The sequence below is a fragment of the Marinomonas transparens genome, from assembly GCF_016463975.1.
Classification (GTDB): Bacteria; Pseudomonadota; Gammaproteobacteria; order Pseudomonadales; family Marinomonadaceae; genus Marinomonas; species Marinomonas transparens.
On record NZ_JAEMNX010000001.1, the window covers coordinates 464,324 to 484,391 of the forward strand.

The 20,068-nt window shown below is 44.8% G+C and carries 19 protein-coding genes; 8 read left to right on the plus strand and 11 right to left on the minus strand.

What is annotated here, in order from left to right; all coding sequences use genetic code 11:
* The first annotated feature begins 87 nt into the window (after positions 1-87).
* From I8J31_RS02085 to I8J31_RS02095, 3 genes are all read left to right on the plus strand, one after another.
* Complete coding sequence (locus I8J31_RS02085; RefSeq protein WP_199466526.1) at positions 88-378, plus strand: helix-turn-helix domain-containing protein; 291 nt, start codon at positions 88-90, stop codon at positions 376-378.
* Positions 368-1,729, plus strand: coding sequence for a type II toxin-antitoxin system HipA family toxin (locus I8J31_RS02090; RefSeq protein ID WP_199466527.1), 1,362 nt, complete (start codon positions 368-370; stop codon positions 1,727-1,729). The genes I8J31_RS02085 and I8J31_RS02090 overlap by 11 nt, the downstream gene beginning before the upstream one ends.
* Positions 1,730-1,813: 84 nt before the next feature.
* Entirely contained in the window at positions 1,814-2,410 is a 597-nt protein-coding gene (locus tag I8J31_RS02095; protein WP_233402530.1) for a virulence RhuM family protein, read from the plus strand.
* Here the strand turns inward: I8J31_RS02095 and I8J31_RS02100 are convergent.
* The 4 genes from I8J31_RS02100 to I8J31_RS02115 form a co-directional block, all read right to left on the minus strand.
* Entirely contained in the window at positions 2,393-3,706 is a 1,314-nt protein-coding gene (locus tag I8J31_RS02100) for an ATP-binding protein (RefSeq protein ID WP_199466528.1), read from the minus strand. The two genes, I8J31_RS02095 and I8J31_RS02100, sit on opposite strands and share 18 nt — an antisense overlap.
* Before the next feature lie 197 nt (positions 3,707-3,903).
* Positions 3,904-4,308: a type VII toxin-antitoxin system HepT family RNase toxin gene (gene hepT / locus I8J31_RS02105; RefSeq protein ID WP_199466529.1), complete on the minus strand. Its 405-nt coding sequence runs from the start codon at positions 4,306-4,308 to the stop codon at positions 3,904-3,906.
* Positions 4,305-4,682 carry a type VII toxin-antitoxin system MntA family adenylyltransferase antitoxin gene (mntA, locus tag I8J31_RS02110; protein WP_199466530.1) on the minus strand — a complete coding sequence of 126 codons (378 nt, stop codon included), beginning with the start codon at positions 4,680-4,682 and terminating at the stop codon, positions 4,305-4,307. Before mntA ends, hepT begins: the two co-directional genes overlap by 4 nt.
* A 69-nt stretch (positions 4,683-4,751) precedes the next feature.
* Positions 4,752-5,618 (minus strand): YicC/YloC family endoribonuclease, encoded by an 867-nt coding sequence (locus I8J31_RS02115; protein ID WP_199466531.1) that lies wholly within the window; start codon positions 5,616-5,618, stop codon positions 4,752-4,754.
* Positions 5,619-5,766: 148 nt separating this feature from the next.
* On the opposite strand from I8J31_RS02115, the gene rph reads away from it, so the two are divergent.
* On the plus strand, positions 5,767-6,486 hold the full coding sequence (gene rph / locus I8J31_RS02120) for a ribonuclease PH (protein WP_199466532.1): 720 nt from the start codon (positions 5,767-5,769) through the stop codon (positions 6,484-6,486).
* A 212-nt stretch (positions 6,487-6,698) separates the two neighbouring features.
* Entirely contained in the window at positions 6,699-7,208 is a 510-nt protein-coding gene (locus I8J31_RS02125; RefSeq protein WP_325101159.1) for a hypothetical protein, read from the plus strand.
* Between the two features lie 99 nt (positions 7,209-7,307).
* Here the strand turns inward: I8J31_RS02125 and ushA are convergent, their stop codons facing one another.
* The 7 genes from ushA to I8J31_RS02160 all read right to left on the minus strand — a co-directional run bounded on the left by ushA (position 7,308) and on the right by I8J31_RS02160 (position 15,932).
* Positions 7,308-8,915, minus strand: a complete 1,608-nt coding sequence (gene ushA, locus I8J31_RS02130; protein ID WP_199466534.1) for a bifunctional UDP-sugar hydrolase/5'-nucleotidase UshA — start codon at positions 8,913-8,915, stop codon at positions 7,308-7,310.
* A gap of 245 nt (positions 8,916-9,160) precedes the next feature.
* The gene (locus I8J31_RS02135; RefSeq protein WP_199466536.1) at positions 9,161-10,270 is read right to left on the minus strand and encodes an ABC transporter ATP-binding protein; all 1,110 of its coding nucleotides are present in this window, start codon (positions 10,268-10,270) and stop codon (positions 9,161-9,163) included.
* Positions 10,271-10,357: 87 nt separating this feature from the next.
* Positions 10,358-11,242 carry a carbohydrate ABC transporter permease gene (locus tag I8J31_RS02140; RefSeq protein WP_199466538.1) on the minus strand — a complete coding sequence of 295 codons (885 nt, stop codon included), beginning with the start codon at positions 11,240-11,242 and terminating at the stop codon, positions 10,358-10,360.
* Positions 11,235-12,164 carry a carbohydrate ABC transporter permease gene (locus I8J31_RS02145; protein ID WP_199466540.1) on the minus strand — a complete coding sequence of 310 codons (930 nt, stop codon included), beginning with the start codon at positions 12,162-12,164 and terminating at the stop codon, positions 11,235-11,237. The genes I8J31_RS02140 and I8J31_RS02145 overlap by 8 nt, the downstream gene beginning before the upstream one ends.
* Before the next feature lie 90 nt (positions 12,165-12,254).
* Entirely contained in the window at positions 12,255-13,502 is a 1,248-nt protein-coding gene (locus tag I8J31_RS02150) for an ABC transporter substrate-binding protein (RefSeq protein WP_199466541.1), read from the minus strand.
* Positions 13,503-13,744: 242 nt separating this feature from the next.
* Positions 13,745-15,208, minus strand: a complete 1,464-nt coding sequence (locus I8J31_RS02155) for an ATP-binding protein (protein WP_199466542.1) — start codon at positions 15,206-15,208, stop codon at positions 13,745-13,747.
* Positions 15,198-15,932, minus strand: coding sequence for a response regulator (locus tag I8J31_RS02160; protein WP_199466544.1), 735 nt, complete (start codon positions 15,930-15,932; stop codon positions 15,198-15,200). Before I8J31_RS02160 ends, I8J31_RS02155 begins: the two co-directional genes overlap by 11 nt.
* A gap of 237 nt (positions 15,933-16,169) precedes the next feature.
* Between I8J31_RS02160 and I8J31_RS02165 the strand changes: the two genes are divergently transcribed.
* The 3 genes from I8J31_RS02165 (at position 16,170) to I8J31_RS02175 (ending at position 20,067) form a co-directional block, all read left to right on the plus strand.
* Positions 16,170-17,141 carry a carbohydrate kinase family protein gene (locus I8J31_RS02165; RefSeq protein WP_199466546.1) on the plus strand — a complete coding sequence of 324 codons (972 nt, stop codon included), beginning with the start codon at positions 16,170-16,172 and terminating at the stop codon, positions 17,139-17,141.
* Positions 17,142-17,589: 448 nt separating this feature from the next.
* A complete protein-coding gene (locus I8J31_RS02170) occupies positions 17,590-18,942 on the plus strand; it encodes an ABC transporter substrate-binding protein (RefSeq protein ID WP_199466547.1) in 1,353 nt (450 codons plus the stop codon).
* Positions 18,943-19,056: 114 nt separating this feature from the next.
* On the plus strand, positions 19,057-20,067 hold the full coding sequence (locus tag I8J31_RS02175) for a carbohydrate ABC transporter permease (RefSeq protein ID WP_199466549.1): 1,011 nt from the start codon (positions 19,057-19,059) through the stop codon (positions 20,065-20,067).
* The last annotated feature ends 1 nt before the right edge of the window (position 20,068 follow it).

The following is a 20,068-nucleotide window of genomic DNA, read 5'->3' on the forward strand; positions in this document are numbered from 1 at the left end:
GTTATGTGCATGATAATGGATACAGTAGTATCCATATATAGAGAAATATGACTATAATGGATATTATTGTATCCAATTAGGTTGTGTATGAAATTTTCACTGTTAGATGACACAGATGTTAGCCAAGCTTTTGCTACTCATCTGCGTGGCTTACGCAAACAAGAGAAGCTATCGCGAGAGGCGCTTGCCCAGCGCAGTTGTGTACCTGCTTCGACCATAAAAAAGTTTGAACTCACAGGACAAATTTCATTGCGCCAGCTGCTGCTTTTATGGCAATCGTTGGATTCACTTGACCGGCTTTACCTGCTGACACAAGCAAGTACAGATCATCCCTCTTTACCGACCAGTATAGAAGAGGTGCTAAAAGATGAGTTTTAAATCCATTCAAAAACTGAATGTTCAACGCACTCTCACAACGGGTGAAATGGTATCGGTGGGCGTATTGGCTCAAAACCGCCAAGGGGTGTTCTTTCAGTACGACGAAAATTATATAAGCAAGTTTGGCAACTTATCCCCTTTTACTTTACAAGCGGACAGGCAATTACAGCAGGCACCGAAAGAACCACATCTGGGTATTCATGGTGTTTTTGGAGATAGCCTTCCCGATGGTTGGGGGTTGTTGTTGCAAGACCGTGTGTTCCGCCAACAAGGTATTTTGCCTGCGCAAGTGACAGCGATGGATCGGCTGGCTTTTGTTGGGCAGCAAGGAATGGGGGCGTTGTCCTTTACGCCTGTGTCAGAGCTTTCATTAGGTCAGCGACCCGATATTGATTTGACAACACTCGGCTTAGAAGCACAAACCTTGTTTGACCAATCCGTGCTTGACTATAAAGAGACGGACGATTTAGATAGTAGCACTCAGGAAGTGTTAGCAACTTTGGTCGCAGTCGGAAGCTCCGGTGGTGCTCGGCCTAAAGCACAAATCTATATGCCTGCTGGAGACGCGACGCAATGCCGCACTTATGCACAGGCTGGTGATGAAGCATGGTTGGTGAAGTTTACTTCGAAGAACTTGGCATTGGGCCATGAAGAAGGTTTGTGTGAAGCGGTTTATTTACAAATGGCTGAGCAAGCAAAATGCCAACCACCGATTTGGCAGTTAATTGAAGCACCAACAAACAGTGGTGCAAAAGCTTGGCTAGCACTAAAGCGTTTTGATTACTTACCTAATAGACAAGAGCGGCTCATTCATGTGGATGATCATCATTCACAAAGTGCAGGACGCTTACATATGCACAGTGCCTGTGGCCTATTCGACGCTGACTTTCGCAGCCCTAGCTTAGATTATAGCGACCTCATTAAAGCCAGTCGCCAGTTGTGTAAGTCACCTGCAGCTGGGCAACTTCAATTTCGCCGTGCAATCTTTAACTTATTTGCAGCTAACCAAGATGACCACAGTAAAAACTGGGCCTTTTTACAAGGCGATGATGGTAGTTGGCAACTCGCCCCTTTTTACGATGTGACCTTCAGCCCTCATCCCTTTAATGAACACGCTACTGCCTTTGCTGGATACGGCAAAGCGCCGCCACTCAAAGTGATGCAAAAGCTGGCAGCCAGTGCAGGCTTCGCTACTTGGAAGGAAGCGCAGCAATGTATTCAAGAAGTGGTGGAGGCTATTAGCCAGTTTGCATACCTTGCTGAGCAACAAGCTATCAGCAAGACAACCATATTAGCGATAGAGAAAATACTTGCTCAACGCAAGCAAGAAAACGCGGCACTTCTTGTTTAGGTAACGTTTGTTAAAGATTGCGTATGTTTAAGATAACCTAGCATTAAGACAAATATGCGAGTAGATAAAGATGTTGAGAGAACTATGCCCACTAAATTGATCCGTAATAGCACCGCTGAGTTTTTGATCTTTACTGGGCAATCCGGTGAGCAGAGCATAGAGGCGCGTTATGAAGAAGAGTCTGTTTGGCTGACTCAAAAACTCATGGCCGAGTTGTTTGATGTTGATGTGCGAACGGTGAGTGAGCATTTAAAAAATATCTTTCAGTCAGCCGAACTCAATGAAGAAGCAGTTATCCGGAAATTTCGGATAACTGCTTCTGACGGTAAAAATTATAATACGCAGCATTACAATCTAGATGCCATTATCTCTGTGGGTTATCGCGTTAATTCTGTGCGAGCCACGCAGTTCCGTCAGTGGGCGACTCAGGTGTTGCGTGAGTTTGCTATCAAGGGTTATGTGATTGATAAAGCACGCATGGAGAATGGCAGTTTTCTGGGCGAAGATTACTTTGAACACTTGCTGGAAGAAATTCGTGAAATTCGTCTTTCTGAACGGCGTTTTACCAGAAGATCACCGACATTTACGCCACCAGTATTGATTACAATAAGAGCGCACCGACCACGTAAACGTTTTTCGCGACGGTACAAAACAAACTGCATTTTACCATCTCTGTGGTAAATACTGGGTGAAATACAACGGCATCACGATATTGGTCTGCTCAAGTGCTGATGAACCTTGTGTGCCAGTTAACTTAAAGGTTTTATTTGGTGAGCATTTTTCAATGTAGGATGCCAGCGATTTAGCTCTTGTACGTTTGCCACTTTTTACTTCAACTGGAACAATTTCTCCCTTATCTGTCGCCAGAATAAATTCGATTTCGGCGCGGGCGTCATTCCATGAATAACTTGGGTTAACGCCAATGGCGGTGAGTTCTTGTTGCACAAAGTTTTCTGCCACATACCCTTTGTATTCGTAGTTTTGATGTTTGATCTCCTTATAACTGCTACCCAGCATATGATTGAGTAGGCCTACATCAAACAAAAAAAGCTTGACCATATTGTCTTTTTTATAGGCCGCCAGAGGTGATTTCGGCAACCCTTCGATAGGGTAATTCGGCAAGGATAAGCGGCAGCAGTTAAGCCAATGGATGGCGGTTTCAAAGTCGCTATAACGAGATTTCCGCTCATGCACATGCTTAAATTTAAAACGTTTAACGGACTCATCGCTGACAAGTGATAGCTGCGCTGGAATGCTATTAAACACAGATTCAATCAGTGTGGCGTCCACCTTACCTGCGTACTTACCAAAATCGCGGCGATAACCTTCAACTAAATCGGCATGAATTTTTGTGACTTTTTCAACCCGCTCTAAAATGCTTGAATCTTTAAACTGATACCAAGCAGAAACGGCTTCCGGCATACCACCGGTAAAAAAGTAGTCGGTTAGTTTATCCATCAATTTAGTGTGCACCGCCGGTGTGCTTGCTTGGCTATCAAATGCTTTGATCAGTGCTTGCTCGTTGGATGCGTAAATAAATTCTTGGAAGGTCAGCGGTCGTAAATTGTATTGTTCTACCTTGCCAACAGGAAAGGTGTTGAGCAAACCAATGTTTGAGCCGCTTGCCGCGACAAAATAGGAAGGTGCTTTTTCAGCAAAATACTTTAGTGAGGTAACGGCGCGTTCACATTCGCCTATCTCATCTAATATCAGCAGATCGGTTTCTGGGTTAAACGCCTGATTGGTCAACAGCTCAATGTTCATTAATAGCTCATCAGGTGACAGTGAGCCGTTGAACGCTTCTTTGTAGGTGGGATTTTCAAGAAAGTCGATACGAAGGATGTTGGTAAAGGTGTTACCAAACAACTCTTGTAGCAGATAGGTTTTACCAGTTTGTCTTGCACCATCGATCAATAATGGCTTGCGCACAGGTTGGTTTTTCCATGCTATTAGGGCGTTCAGTAAGGTACGCTGCATTGTCATTTCTCGCCAATTAAGATTGTTAACGGCCTATAACATAACTCACTTTACATTTTTATGCGCATAAAAATGAGACAATTTACATATTTATGCGCATGAAAGTGTAGATTTCCTTCTGGTGTTGCTTAAAATATCACTCAATATTCGAATAAATCGGGTCAGAGTAACATTAAACCAGATCAACTTAATGGCTATTAAAGGCCCTTCACCTCTTCAATAAAGTCTGTGAATTCATGAAGTTTGTTTTCCACTACATGTTTGACTATTTCTAGGTTGAGCGTTTGGTAATCATGCACGGCGATGTTTCTAAGACCGACCATTTTTTGCAGGTTTTCGGACAATGGTGCAGACAATAACCCCGCTTTTTTCATCAATTCAAAGCTGTCTCTGCCACTTTGCGGCACACCTGTTTTATGGTGCTTGTTGATAATGTTAGCGACATCGATACAGGCTTCACAGGCCCTTTGTAAATTCAGGATAATAGAATCTTGACTGGTGTAGTCTGTTTCAAAGTGATCTTTTGATTCTTGGTAAACGTCTTGTATGCGTTTTAGGCAACGTTCAATGGCGGCAAGCTTGTTAATGATGGCATCGTTCATTTTGAGTAGCCCTTTAAGATGTTTGCTCTTTCTGTGTTTAAACGCTGATACATGGAAAGAACCTGCATTTCAAATTTGTCTTGCTCTTCTTGGCTTCCGAAAAGGCAAATGCCATGTTGAATGACTTGGTTTTGTAATACGGTGGAGGCGCTTAAAAGATCAACAAGGTCAATGTCTTGGTCGAATTTTATGGCGAGAGTTTGCTGAATATCAAAGCGTACAATAGGGTCTATTTTATGGGCCATCAACACCGCGATATCAATATCGCTGTGTTGGTTAGTTTGGCCGCTTGCTTGAGAACCAAACAGGTAAATGAGCCTAGCATTGGGCATTAGCAAGCGGATTTCTTGGCTCAGTTGCTCTTGTAATACCATCTTATTTACCTATTCAGTGCTTCATTTATTATCTAAAGTTTGCCTTAAAATGTAAGCTTTTCAAGCTTATTACTCAATATTCTGAATCTGCTCTCTCATTTGTTCAATCAACACCTTTAATTCCACCGCGCTTTGTGTTGTTTCCACCACGATGGATTTAGAGGAAAGCGTATTAGCCTCGCGGTTGAGTTCTTGCATGAGAAAGTCGAGGCGACGGCCGATGGGGCCTTTTTGTTTGAGCTGGCGGCGTACTTCTTTGGTGTGGGTCGCGAGTCGGTCGAGTTCTTCGGCGACGTCGGCTTTTTGTGCCAGTAATACGATTTCCGCTTCAACGCGCATGGGGTCTAGGTCAACTTTGGCGGCTTCTAGTTTGTCGATGAGATTTTGCTTTTGCGCGGCGATGATCTCTGGCAGTTTGCTTTGTACTTCTACAACGATGGCGTCGATGGCGTCTAGGCGTTGTTCGATGATGAGTTCAAGCTGTTCTCCTTCACGCAGGCGCACTTGGATGAGTTCTTCCACGCTTTTGTTAAACAGGTCTATGACGGCTTTTTTCATCAGTTCCGCATCGGTACCAGCGTCACTTAAGATGCCCGGCCATTTTAGAATGTCCAGCGGGTCTGCTGGGTTTAAGTCTTTAAACCAAGTGCCCAGTTCGCTAACCGCGTTGGCTAAGGCTTGGGCGTTGTCCGTATTGATGGTTAGGCTGGTCGCGGCTTTATCGACGGCTTGGAAGCGCAGTTGGCATTCCAGTTTGCCTCGGTTGAGTTTTTTGCGCAGCACGTCACGAAAAGCAAATTCAAGCTCACGGAAGTTTTCAGGAAGGCGAAAGCTCGGCTCTAGGTAACGCTGGTTTACGGAGCGAACTTCCCAGCTGATTGAGCCCCAGTCGTATACGGCTTCTTGGCGTGAAAATGCGGTCATGCTTGCTGTCATTAGGGTTACCTATCTATCGAATAAAGAGATAAAAAAATAAAGGCGTTAGTGTACCTCATAGACAAGTATTTCACAGGGAAAGGGCGCGCAATTTTATTTGGGTTCGTTATAATTGCGTCTTTTATGACGACCAATAGAGAGAGCAAGTATGCGTCCAAGTGGCAGAGCAGTAGATCAGTTACGTCCTCTTAAAATTACACGTAACTTTACTAAACACGCGGAAGGATCCGTTTTAATTGAGTGTGGCGATACTAAGGTTATTTGTACTGCAACCGTGGTTCATGGTGTTCCTCGTTTCTTAAAAGGCAAAGGCCAAGGCTGGATCACAGCAGAATACGGTATGTTGCCTCGCTCTACAGGTAGCCGTATGGATCGTGAAGCGGCGCGTGGTAAGCAAGGTGGCCGTACGGTTGAGATCCAGCGTTTGATCGGTCGTTCGTTGCGCGCTGCGGTGGATCTGAAAAAGCTTGGCGAAAATACTATTACGATTGACTGCGATGTGATTCAAGCCGACGGTGGTACGCGTACGGCGTCTATTACCGGTGGTTTTGTTGCTTTGGCCGATGCTATGCGTGTGTTGGTTGAAAAGAAGAAGGTAAAAGAAAGCCCGATTGTTGCGCAAATCGCAGCGATTTCTGTGGGCGTTTACAAAGGCGTTCCTGTTTTAGATTTGGATTACCCAGAAGACGCTAATGCCGAAACCGATATGAATGTGATCATGAATGACCAAGGTGGCTTCATTGAAGTACAAGGCACTGCAGAAGGTGCGGCCTTTACCGATGAGCAAATGGCTGGCATGTTGGCTGTGGCGCGCAAGGGTATTACGGAAATTATGGACGCACAGCGTGTGGCGTTACTGGGTCAATAATTAACATTTAAGGTTTTGTCTTTTTAAGCCTGCTCTGGCTTGCTATTCGCGCATCGGCATTTTGGTCTATGCGCGTTTTTGTTTGTAGGCGTTTCTTTCCTATTTTCTTTGATATTTGTATTGGTTATTTCTGCTTAAATTGTTCTTGCGTTTTACTTATGTCATGTACGAAACTTAATCACTGCATAAAAACAACAATAATGAGGTGATTTGTGAAAAAGACGGTATTAACCATGGCGATGGCGCTTTCTATCAGCATGAATGCGGCTGCCGCTGATATTGATGGTGTATGGCATTTACAAAATGCCGATAACACGCAAGCTCAACTCGATGAAGCGGTAGAAAGCGTGGTGAAAGAGATGAACTTTTTCATTCGTGCATTAGCGCGTCCTGTATTGAAAAAACAAACACAAATCTGCCAAGACTGGAAACTGAGTTCGACGCCTGATCAATTCATGTGGCAGTGTGATGACATTGAGGCCGATACCATTTCTGTGACTGCGCAAGGCGAAGTAATTAAGGTCGATGACGAAGAGATCGAAATCATGGGAACCTTTAAGGAAACCAGTGATTCTGTGATCACCATTCTAGAGTCAGAGCGAGGTATACGTACCAACACTTGGCAGCAGGTGAGCGATAACGAATTGCTTTATACCACCAAGTTAGAATCTGAAAAGCTGCCTAAGCCACTGACGTGGACGTTGAGTTATAAAAAGCAATGAGGCTTTTTTAGTGTAACCTATTAATCGTTTAAGCCATGAAAAAGCCCCGATAGCATGCTGTCTATCGGGGCTTTTTAATCGTGTTTTAGCTGATCGTGATTAGCGTTTAACCGCACCCGTCACAGCAAAGTCTTCGACTTTAAGTGGGGAGTTGTTTTGAATGTATTCCACTAACACATCGGCATCCACATAGCCTGAGTTGACGTAGCTAGGCTTGTCGGTGATTTTAGGGTAACCATCACCACCTGTTGCAACGTAGCTGTTGACGGCAACACGGTAAGTTTTACCGGCATCCAGTGGCTGACCGTTCACCATGATGTTGGTTGCCTTGTCGCCTTTGAGTGTCAAAGACACGCCTTGGAACTGACCGAATGCACCTGTACCCGCTTGCTTCGCGGCAACAACAGATAGGTAGTCGGTTAATTCAGCGGCGTTAAGGTCTACGTAAGAAATCGCATTACCGAAAGGTTGAACTTTCAATACGCTCTTATACGTCAGCACGCCTTTTTCCATGTCATCACGGATACCGCCAGAGTTCATGATGCCGATGTCCGCCTTCACTTTGTCTTTCATGGCATGAGCAATTAAGTTACCTAGGTTGGTTTCTTGACTACGAACAACTTTACGTTCGCCGATGAAGTCGCCATTTGAGAAGCCGATTTCGACATTCAGCTCTTCCTGACCTTTTTCTTGGAAAGGCGTTAGCATGGCCAGCATGTCAGGGTCTTGCGCAATTTCGTCTTCAATAAAGACACGCTTAGATTTGCCATCCGCGCCTTTGACTTTTTTCTTCAAGTTAACCGGAATCAGTTTGTATTCAGACCAAACAATGGCGCCGTTTTTGTAGATAAAGTCTAAACGACCAACATACTTGCCCCACTCGTGAGCTTGTAGAATCAAGGTGCCGCTTTGCTCATCAGGTTTGAATAATGGGTTTTGCGAGTGACCACCGACAATCACATCGATACCGGGAACGGTACGAGCCAAGGTGACGTCGCCTGGTGCATTACCACCGTGGTTACCATTGTCGTAGTGACCCATATGAGTTACCGCGATAACAAGATCCGCTTCTTTACGTAGTTTGGGAATCAAGGTTTTTGCGACTTCGATAGGGGATTTTATTTCGATGCCTTCAAGGTATTCTGGGTTACCTATTTTAACTGTGTCGTCTGTGGTGAAACCAACAACCGCCACTTTTAGATCGTCAACTTGGAAAATTTTGTAAGCATCAAACAGGGGCTTGCCTGTTTTCTTATCCAAGATGTTGGCCGATAGGAAAGGGAAGCCTGCCCAGTCGTGTTGCTTTTTCAATACCGAGATTGGGTTATCAAATTCATGGTTACCCAATGCCATGGCATCGTATTTCAGCATGTTCATGCCACGGAAGTCTGGTTCTGCGTCTTGTAAGTCCGACTCAGGAACCCCCGTGTTGATGTCACCGCCAGATAGTAACAAAGAGTTGCCGTCTTCTAGGGCGACTTCTTCGCGGATGTTGTCTATCAAGGTTTTACGTGCTGCCATGCCGTATTCGCCTCTTCTGTTTTGCCAGAAACGACCATGATGGTCATTGGTGTGCAAAATAGTGACGCGATATTCTTCGTCTACTTTCCAGTCAGGCTGTTTTGGCCCCATCATTGAACAGCCGGCAATGGCTAATACAACGCCAGAGACAGCAAGGTGCGTGATAAAACGCTGTGTTGATTTCATGGTTTGATTCCTTGGGTGTAATATTTGTTTAGTTAGTCGATTCTTTAATCGAGTGCATTTATGAGGGAGCACTTCCGATAATCGCTATGAAAATGTATCTCATATTTGTGACAAGTTCGAGAGACTATGGAAAAAAATTGACCATTTGTGCAAGATTCGATCTGTTTTTATAAAAAAATGCCGATCAAGAGATAAATTCTTGATCGGCATTGTTAAATGGTTCGGTAGGTAAAGGTATAAATCGCTTACTTATCCAAGCGTTCGCCTGTTGCTTGGTCAAACACCACGGCTTTGGATGTATCAAACATCATTTTAATGATTGAACCGGCTTCTGCTGGGTACGCAGGATTAGAGCGACAGTTGATTTCAGCATCGTTAACACGGGTCAGAATCATGGTGTCCGCGCCCATAGGTTCAGTGACTTCTACCTCTACATCCGTGGTGATAACAAACTCTTGGCCTTCTTTATGGGGCTGAGGTTCGGTGATCATTTCTGGACGCAAGCCAAGTAAGATGGTTTTTCCTAGGTGAGGCGCAAGTGACTCTGGTTTTGGGAAGGGCAAGGCGACAGTCGCGCTGGTTGCAAGTTCCAACATGGGCGTGCCGTTTTGTTCGATAACTTTCGCTGGTATGAAGTTCATCGCAGGTGAGCCCATAAAGCCGGCAACAAACAGGTTTTCTGGGTTGTCGTAAATTTCCTGTGGTGTACCTAGTTGCTGAACTTCGCCATCTTTCATTACGGCAATGCGGTCAGCCAAGGTCATGGCTTCAATTTGATCGTGGGTTACGTAAACGATTGTTGTACCCAGTTTTTTATGCAGTTTTTTGATCTCTGTGCGCATTTCTACGCGTAGCTTGGCATCTAGGTTAGAAAGCGGTTCATCAAATAAGTAAAGCTGAGGACGACGCGCTAGGGCACGTCCCATGGCAACACGCTGACGTTGTCCACCAGACAGTTGGCCGGGTTTACGATTCAGCAAATGGCTGATTTGTAACATTTCTGCAACGCGCTGCACTTCTGCTTCTCGTTCTTCTTTTGGCACTTTGCGCATTTCTAAACCGAAAGAGATGTTTTGCTCTACCGTCATGTTCGGGTACAAGGCATAGGATTGGAATACCATGGCAATATCACGGTCTTTTGGGCTGGTGTATGTCACATCGTTATCGGCGATTAAAATGCGCCCTTCTGTCACATCTTCCAAACCTGCGATGGAATTCATCAGCGTGGATTTACCACAACCCGATGGTCCAACTAAGATCAGGAATTCACCTGCTTCAATCGAGATATTAATGCCTTTTAAGACTTCCACACTGCCGTAGCGCTTTTTTACGTTATCAATGACTAGACTTGCCATGTTTTGCTCCAAATTCTGTTGTTTGAGTGACTCGCGCAATGAAAAATAAATAGGCGCGAGTACTGTTCATAGGCTGTTTAACGGCCATTAACCTTTTACGGCGCCAGCGGTTAAGCCGCGAACGAAATATTTTCCTGCGAACACATAGACGGCCAATGTCGGTAGCGCTGCGATAATCGCCGCGGCCATGTCTACGTTGTATTCTTTACCGCCAAAACTGGTGTTCACCAAGTTATTAAGAGCGACAGTGACGGGCTGGGTATCAAAGCCAGAGAAGGCCACGCCAAATAGGAAGTCGTTCCAGATTTGCGTGAACTGCCAAATGATGGTCACCACTATGATGGGGGTCGATATGGGCAAAATAATGCGATAGAAAATGGTAAAGAAGCCTGCGCCATCAAGACGTGCCGCTTTGACGAGTTCACTCGGAATCGATTGGTAGAAGTTACGGAAGAACAGAGTTGTAAAGGCAACCCCATAAACTACGTGAACAAAGACCAACCCCGTTGTCGTATTTGCAATGCCTAATAAACCCAAAGTACGGGCCATTGGTAGCAAGATAACTTGGAAAGGAATGAAACAACCTACCAACAAGGCGGCGAAGAACAGGTCGCTACCACGAAATTTCCACAGAGAAATCACATAACCATTGATCGCGCCCAATAGGGTCGAAATAAGCACCGCAGGAATAACGATCTGGAACGAATTCAAGAAGTAAGGCGAAATACCACCACAACTGTTACCAGTACAAGCACCAGACCAGGCTTTCGCCCAAGCGTCAAAATGCAGTGAAGCCGGTAGAGACAGTAAAGTGCCGGTACGAATTTCTTCAACGTCTTTTAATGAGGTAATCAGCATCACGATAAAGGGCAGTAAATAGACGGCCGCCATGATAAGCAGTACCGTGTATAAGGCCACGCGTAAGATTTTATCGACGCCAGAGGTTTGGCGCTTGTTAGCAATATTACTCATGGCGTTCACCTCGCAATTCTGAGTACAGATAAGGGACCAAAATCGCCAGAACGCAACCTAGCATGACCATGGCGGATGCTGAGCCCATACCAATTTGGCTACGGGTAAAGGTGTAGGTGTACATGAAGTTTGCAGGCAACTCGGAGGCATAACCTGGGCCGCCATTGGTTAAGGCTTGCACCAAGTCAAAACTCTTAATCGCAATGTGCGACAAGATGACCAGTGCACTGAAGAAAACAGGTTTCAACGAGGGCAAAATAATGCGGCGATACGTGGTAAAGGTGCTTGCGCCATCAAGGTGAGCGGCTTTAATTAAATCACCATCGACGCCACGAAGACCCGCTAGGAATAAGGCCATGACGAAACCAGAAGCTTGCCATACAGCCGCAATAACCAAACAGTAGACCACCATATCTGGGTTGATTAACCAGTCGAATTTAAAGTCTTCAAACCCCATGTCTATGATGAGCTTTTCTAGACCGTTGGTTGGGTTAAGCAGCCATTTCCAAGCGGTACCTGTGACGATGAAAGAGATCGCCATAGGGTAAAGATAAATGGTACGTATTGCGCCTTCGGCACGAATTTTTTGATCCAAGAAAATGGCTAACATGACGCCAAGGAACAAACAGATACCGATAAATAAGCTACCGAACACGCCTAAATTGGTTAATGCTACCATCCAACGGTCATTGTTGAAGAGGCGTTCATACTGATCTAGGCCGACAAATTTATAAGACGGCAGCATGCGAGAATTGGTAAAAGACAATACGGCTGTCCAGATCATATAGCCGTATATACAAACTAGGGTCATGATCACCGTTGGTGCCATAACAATTTTCGGCATCCAGTCGGCCAAGCTTAGGCGTGCAGGGCGTCCGGCCCGAGTCTTTTGTGACTCAGAATTGGCGGTTTTAGTGCTCATAGTTGGTGCTTCACTATAGAGGAGAGAGAAGAGACTGGCTACTGAGCCAGTCTCTGTGTTTTACACAAGTCTTGTTAAGGTGACTTGTTATTACATGCTTGCTTTAACAGCGCGCGCTAGCTTATCAACACCTTCTTTTGGCGTCATAGACGGCGTATTAAAGAAGTTGGTTACGACATCAACGATAGCGCCCTGAACCATAGAGTTGACTGCCATACCATGGGCCATACTTGGTACAAGTTTGCCTGTGGTTGAGCTGGCTAGGAAAGCATCCATGGAAGAGTGTGCGCAAGAGTCAAACTTGTCACGAGGCATATTCAAACGAGCAGGAATAGAGCCTTTGTTCAAGTTAAAGGTTTCTTGGAACGTCGGCTCAAGAATCAAACGAGCAAGGTCTTTCTGTGCCGCTTGTTTTTCTTTTCCTTCTACTTTAAACATGGCGAGAGAATCGATGTTGAAAGTAAATGCCCCGCTGGTCCCTGGTGCCGGGTAACAAACATAGTCGACGCCGGCTTTTTTACCTGCGGCTGTAAATTCACCTTTCGCCCAGTCACCCATGATTTGCATTGCTGCATTGCCATTGATGACCATAGACGTAGCGATGTTCCAATCGCGGCCAGAGAAACCGTCATCAACGAATTCACGCATTTGCTTGAAGGTGGTGAAAACATCAATCATGTCTTGGCTACGAAGGGTTTTATCAGACAAGCCAAGGAAAGCACTGTTGTAGAAACGCGCGCCTTTCGCTAGAGCAATGGCTTCAAAAAGTGTTGCATCTTGCCAAGCTTGACCGCCGTGAGCAAGTGGTGTGAAGCCAGCGGCTTTGATTTTTTTCGCTTCGACAATGAATTGATCCCATGTGGTTGGGATAGCCGCGCCAGATTTACGGAACACTTCAGGGTTTGCCCACATCCAGTTGACACGATGTACGTTAACTGGTGCAGCAACATAATGACCGTCGTACTTCATGGTTTCGCTAACAACACCAGGAAGAATTACGTCCCATTCGCCAGCTTTAGCCACATCGTCAAGGTTGGTTAGGAAACCAAGATCGCCCCATTCTTGAATGGTTGGGCCTTTGATTTGTGCAGAAGAAGGAGGGTTGCCTGCAATGGCGCGAGATTTAAGAACTGTCATGGCAGACTCACCACCACCGCCGGCTACGGCGAAGTCTTTCCAGGTGTGGCCTTCTGCTTCCATTTCTTGTTTAAGAACGTTGATTGAAGCGGCTTCGCCACCTGATGTCCACCAATGTAGAACTTCAACTTCACCTGCGTGGCTGGTTGCTGCCGCTAGAGAAAGCGCAACCGTGGTTAAACCGAAAGCAATTTTTTTCATGATAGTAACCTTTGTTATTGTTATTTCGTCATATCAAATACCCTGAGGTGTTTGATATTGCGTTATCTACTTCGTTTGAGCTTCTGAAAATCAGCTTAAGCTCATCTACGAGTCAGTGAATTTAGCAAAGGCGGTCACATAAAGGGGTAAAGTAGAGCAACCTATTGTAACAAAGTCTTGCATTATCTTATTTCAGTTTGGTCTTGGGGGCTGTGATTTTAAGAAAGGCCGAGTTTGCTTTCCTAATGTCTTGGCAGCCAAATGGTCGCTTCTAACCCACCTTCTGGCAGGTTGCTAAGGGTGACTTCACCACCATGGGCACGAGCGATATTGCGGGCAATACTCAGGCCTAAGCCCATGCCACCGGGGTGACCGGAATGGTCTGGTGTGAGGCGAGTATAGGGTTGAAAGACCTTATCTATTTTATCGATTGGAATGCCCGGACCTTGGTCGCAGATACGAATAGAAAGAGCATCTTCATCGTCCTCGATAAACACGGTAGCGTTTTTTCCGTAGTACAAAGCATTGTCGACTAGGTTACCGAGGCAACGCTTGATTGCCAAAGGTTTGCCGAAGTAGGGGTATCTTAGCTCTCCTTGTACCGAGAGGGTCGTACTGTGTAAATTTGCTGTACTTTGCATGTCTTTGAGCATTCTTACTATATTGATATCAATGCGATTTTCGTGAATGTCTGTTTCTTTGACGCTCTGTAGGGCGCCTTTTACCAGCATGTCGAGGTCTTCAAGGTCGCGGATCATGGCATCACGAATATCATCTTCATCGAGCATTTCTGCCCGTAGACGCAGGCGGGTAATGGGGGTTTTTAGGTCATGGGAAATGGAAGCAAACAGCCGCTCCCTATCATTTAAATACCTCTGTATGCGCATTTGCATGTCGTTGAAGGCTTTGGCGGTATTACGGACTTCCATACTGCCAACTTCTTTTATGGGCTTTGAGTCCCCTTGACCAAAGCGTTCTGCCGCCCGGGCGAGTGTGGCGAGTGGGCGAGTGATCCTTCTTAGAATGAGAATGCTAAGTAACAAGACGGTGATGACCGACATCGCCATGGAAAATAAACGATCTCCGGTGAGTGCTGAGGAGTTATTGAGAAAGTAAGGGTCAGGCATCAGGCTAGCTAGGTATAGCCAATCTTTATCATTAATTGGAATTTGAATAATGATAATAGGTGGTGTGAGTGGTTTGACCAGTAAGCTGTGGTGTCCCCATCGTTCTGGCAAATCCATTAGCAGTGTTTGGTTGTTAATAACATGTAGGTCGCTTGGGCTGGAAAATTGAATTTTGGCGTTTTTGATGCCGAGCTGTTTAGCAAGTGTGGACTGGACTTCGTTTTTTACTATGCCTTTTAAGTCTGAGTCGGGCAGGGCGTTTATGGTGATTTCTTCTTTATTTAGGGTGACAAAAAATCGTGTGCCGCCCATTTCTTGCAGCTGATCAATGACGATATGACGATAGTTTTGCGGTAAAGACGTGAAGTAACTCACCGTTGCGGCAATGCGAAATGCCATGTGCTTAGATACTTCGCGAACATTTTGTTCTGTATCGGATTCTAATTGGCGCAACCAAATGGTGGTGCTGATGAACTGGGCACTGGCGACGCCCAACGCCATAATAATTAGGATCTGCCCAGTGAAAGACTGCGACCAGCGCTTGAGCCGAGAGCCTTTTGTTAATGCGTTAATGGGCATAATCCGCAGTTTCTACGTTGGCGGTTAAAATATAGCCTTGGCCTCGGACCGTTTTGATCAATTGAGGGTGGCGTGCATCTTCGTGTAAACGTTGTCTTAGCCGACTGACGTGCACGTCAATAAAGCGGTCTAAAGGGGCGCTGTCGCGACCACGGGTGTTTTCTGCAATATGCTCACGGGTGAGCACTTCTCCTGGTCTGCTCAAAAATAACATGAGTAAATTGTAATCGGCTCCAGATAAGGATTCTTTTTGATCTTGAAAATGCAATTCGCGCGATAAGGTGTCTAGAGTAAATTGGGCAAAATGATAAAGACGTTGTGCTAGGGCTGGAGGTTCCACTACTTCGCTGTGTTCCATGCGGCGCAAGATCGCTTTGATGCGTGCAAGTAGTTCTCGTGGGTTAAAAGGCTTAGCGAGGTAATCGTCAGCACCGATTTCTAAACCGATAATTCTATCCATTTCATCTGAATTAGCGGTCAGCATAATAACAGGTACCTGAGATTGTGTTCTTAGCGCACGGCACACAGAGAAACCATCTTGCCCCGGTAACATAATGTCTAAAATAACCAAGTCTACGTCTTGTTCAGGTTTGAAATTCTCTAGAAAGGCCTCTCCTGAGTCCGCGGTTAGCACGGTGAACTGGTGTTTTTCTAAATAAGTTTTGAGTAGGGTACGGATGTCATCGTCATCGTCTACCACATAGATACATTTCGCTTTGGTCATTGTTATTCTCGATGAAAGGTATTTGATTGAGCTCAGTCTAACAAGAAAGTCATAGGTCGACCAATGACCTCCGTAGAGGCTGAAAAAAGAGATTAAATAAATTAAATTGATTTAATTGAATCTGCGCTGCATAATTTTTCACTTAACCTTTTTATTCGAAACCTTTGCTCTATGTATTGGCAAGTCAATTAGGGTAGAGTTCTCAATTTATCTTTCTGTAAAAACGAGCATAAAACAATGACGACAAAAGTGATGGCATTTGGCGAAGCCTTAATCGACTTTCTTTCTAACGGTGCTACCCAAACGGGTGAACTTGAATCTTTTACTAAGTTTCCCGGTGGTGCACCTGCTAATGTTGCCGTTGCCGTTGCGCGTTTAGGTGGTAATAGTCACTTTGTCGGTCAAGTGGGTGAGGATGCTTTTGGTTACTTTCTAAAAGATTCTTTAGACAGTTATGGTGTTAATACCAGCTGCATGTTGATGACCAAAGAAGCAAAAACGGCCTTGGCTTTTGTTAGTTTAGATAATACCGGCGAGCGCAGTTTTGAGTTTTACCGTAGCCCTTCAGCGGACATCTTATTCAAAGAGGCCGATTTTGACTCTGCTTGGTTTGCAGACAACAAGGGCGTTTTTCACACTTGCTCTAATACTTTAACGGATGAATCCATTACACAGGCGACGTTAGCGGGTGTCCGTATGGCTCGCGAAGCTAATTGGATTGTTAGTATTGATGTGAACTTAAGAACCAATCTTTGGCCTAATGGCCAGGTGGATACTCAACGGGTAATCGATTGGATGCAAAGTGGTGATGTGGTTAAGGCGAGTTTAGAAGAGTTAGCTGCATTATCAGCAGATCCTTTTGCTTTAATCGAGGAATCGCTTGCCGCTGGCGTTGCTTTGTTTGTCTTAACGGATGGCGGTAATGCTATTCGTTTCTTTACTCGCACCCATGGACAAGGTGAAGTGATTACGCCGAAAGTGGAGGTGAAAGACACTACCGCAGCGGGTGATGCCTTTGTCGGTGGTTTATTGTATCAATTGGCAGAACAAGGTGGTGATCGTGAATCATTGGTTGTTTTATCTCAAGATGAACTTATGAATATCGTGAAATTTGCCGCCGCATGTGGTGCTGATTCGGTGACTAAGCTTGGGGCTTATCCCTCCTTGCCTTCTTTTGCTGAGGCTACAGCGCGTTTAACGAGTTTTTAATGTTGATCGTTGATCAGGAGTCAATTGGCCTTTTATTAAGTTAAACGGTTAAGAGAAGAGGTGCTTACTCAAGAAAACGCGGCTATGCTGCGTTTTTTTTTGAGCCGAATAAAGAAGAGAAAAGTGCAAGAAAATAGTATATTTTGTGTGTCTGTGTTCCACATTTAACCCTTTAACTTGCTGAATTTCCGTTGAAAATTTATCGCCCGCTGTTTTTTATTCGTTTTTATGGTGCGTTTTTTAATTCGCATTTGTCTCAGCCCCTACTATAAATAAAAACGAATTAAGATAATATTAAGGGGTGCGAAACCTTGAACCATGGAGGGTGATTGTTAATAATCGAATATCTTCTTAATCCTTATAGAAGAAGTGTTTTACCCTGTATCGACTTATGATAATAACAACAAAGGCAGTATGGTATGTCCGTATTAGCCGATAAGGAGCGATGATGAAAAAGTCCCTATTGTCTATGGCTGTTGCCGTGACACTTTCTACAAATGCTGTTTACGCAGCAGATCTTATGTTTACTCCAGGTGAAGATTCTCGATTTAATTGGGCGAGCTATGATGCGCTTAAATCTGTCGATTTATCTGGCGAAACGGTTTCTGCATTTGGCCCTTGGATGGGCGATGAGAAAGCCAACTTTGAGCGTGTAATTGCTTACTTTGAAAAAGCCACTGGCGCGAAAGTCAATTACTCTGGCTCAGATTCTTTTGAACAACAAATTGTGATTGATACCCAAGCGGGTAGTGCCCCTAACATCTCTATTTTTCCTCAACCTGGTCTGGCAGCGGATTTAGCCTCTAAAGGCGCTCTTACGCCACTGAGCAATAAGGTTAAGGAAGGCGTTAAGAAAGACTACGCTGCGGGTCAGTCTTGGGTAGATCTAGCGACCTTTAAAGATTCTAAAGGTGACGATAATCTATACGGTGTTTTCTATCGTGCCGACTTGAAGTCTTTGGTTTGGTATTCACCAGATAACTTCTTGGATGCTGGTTACGATGTTCCTGAAACGATGGAAGATCTAAAAGATCTTACGAAGCAGATTGTTGCTGATGGCGGTACGCCTTGGTGCATCGGTCTGGGTTCAGGGGCTGCAACTGGTTGGCCCGCAACAGACTGGGTAGAAGATATGTTGCTTCGTACTCAACCTGCGGCGGTTTATGATGGTTGGGTCACCAATGATGTGAAATTTGATGACCCACGTATTGTTGATGCTATCAAAGAGTTTGGTTGGTTTGCTCGTAATGATGCCTATGTTGATGGTGGTGCGGGTGCGGTAGCATCTACCGATTTCCGTGACAGCCCCAAAGGTTTGTTTCAATCACCGCCAAAATGTTACATGCATCGTCAAGCCTCTTTCATTCCAGCATTTTTCCCTGAAGGTACCACGCTTGGTTTAGATGCTGATTTCTTCTACTTCCCGTCTTATGCTTCTAAAAACTTGGGTAACCCAGTATTAGGCGCGGGAACATTAGTCAGTATTACCAATGATTCTAAAGGCGCTCGTGAATTTATTGAATTCCTTCGCTCACCGATTGCCCATGAATTATGGATGGCGCAAACGGGATTCTTATCCGCTCATTTAGGTGCTAATCCGGAGCTTTACTCTAGTGATGCTGCTAGAAAACAAGGCGAAATCTTGCGTTATGCAACGACTTTCCGCTTTGATGGCTCGGATCTGATGCCTGGTAAGATTGGTGCAGGTTCATTTTGGACTGGCATGGTTGATTACACCAGTGGTAAGGATGCAAAAACGGTTGCCGAGGATATTCAAAAAACTTGGAATGCGTTGAAGTAATCTTTTAAAAACAGCGCCTGAGCAGGCTTGCCTTGCTCGGGCGCTTTTTAGCATTTGTTAAATAATAAATGGCTTTATGGGTCATCTCTCTATTCGATGTATTTTGGAGTTTCTATGGGACAGCTCGCTTCTGCGTTATTGACCATGATTCTAGGTGTTTTAGGGTGTGCCGCGTATTTTTACGGTTCAAATGCACTCTTGGACAAAATCTTCCCGACAAAAAAAGGCAATGCACAAACCGTTGCTCATAATTTGCGAATTGCCAATATGGTTCGCCCATGGTTATTTCTAGGGCCTGCGGTTTTACTACTTACCTTTTATTTGTTTTATCCTGTGATTGATTCTATTCGCTTGTCCTTTTTTGGCCGTTCGGGTGAAGAGTTTGTTGGTCTTTCCAATTATATTTGGTTATTTCACAGTGATGAATTTTTTGAATCTTTCCGTAATAACATGCTATGGCTGGTTTTTGTTCCTACAGCGGCGACCTTTTTTGGTCTCATTATTGCGACCATGACGGATCGTATTTGGTGGGGCAATATTGCAAAAAGCCTTATTTTTATGCCGATGGCGATTTCTTTTGTCGGTGCTTCGGTTATTTGGAAGTTCATTTATGATTATCGCAGTGGCGGCGATGACCAAATTGGTTTGTTGAATGCGTTAGTGGTTTTCTTTGGTGGTGAGCCGCAAACTTGGATTGCCATTCCTTTCTGGAATAATTTCTTTTTAATGATCATCTTGGTGTGGATTCAAACGGGGTTTGCCATGGTGATTTTATCTGCAGCATTACGTGGTATTCCTGATGAAACCATCGAAGCGGCGGTATTAGATGGCGCTAGCGGCGTGCAAATATTTTTCAAAATCATGGTGCCACAAATTTGGGGAACCATTGCCGTTGTTTGGACCACCATTACGATTCTGGTGCTCAAGGTATTCGATATTGTATTGGCGATGACGAATGGCCAATGGGGAACACAGGTGTTGGCGAATCAAATGTTTGACTGGATGTTCCGTGGTGGCGGTGACTTTGGTCGTGGTGCAGTAGTCGCGATTGTTATCATGGTATTGGTGATCCCTATTATGGTTTGGAATATCAAACGTGCCAATGCAGAAATGGAGGGTCGTTAAT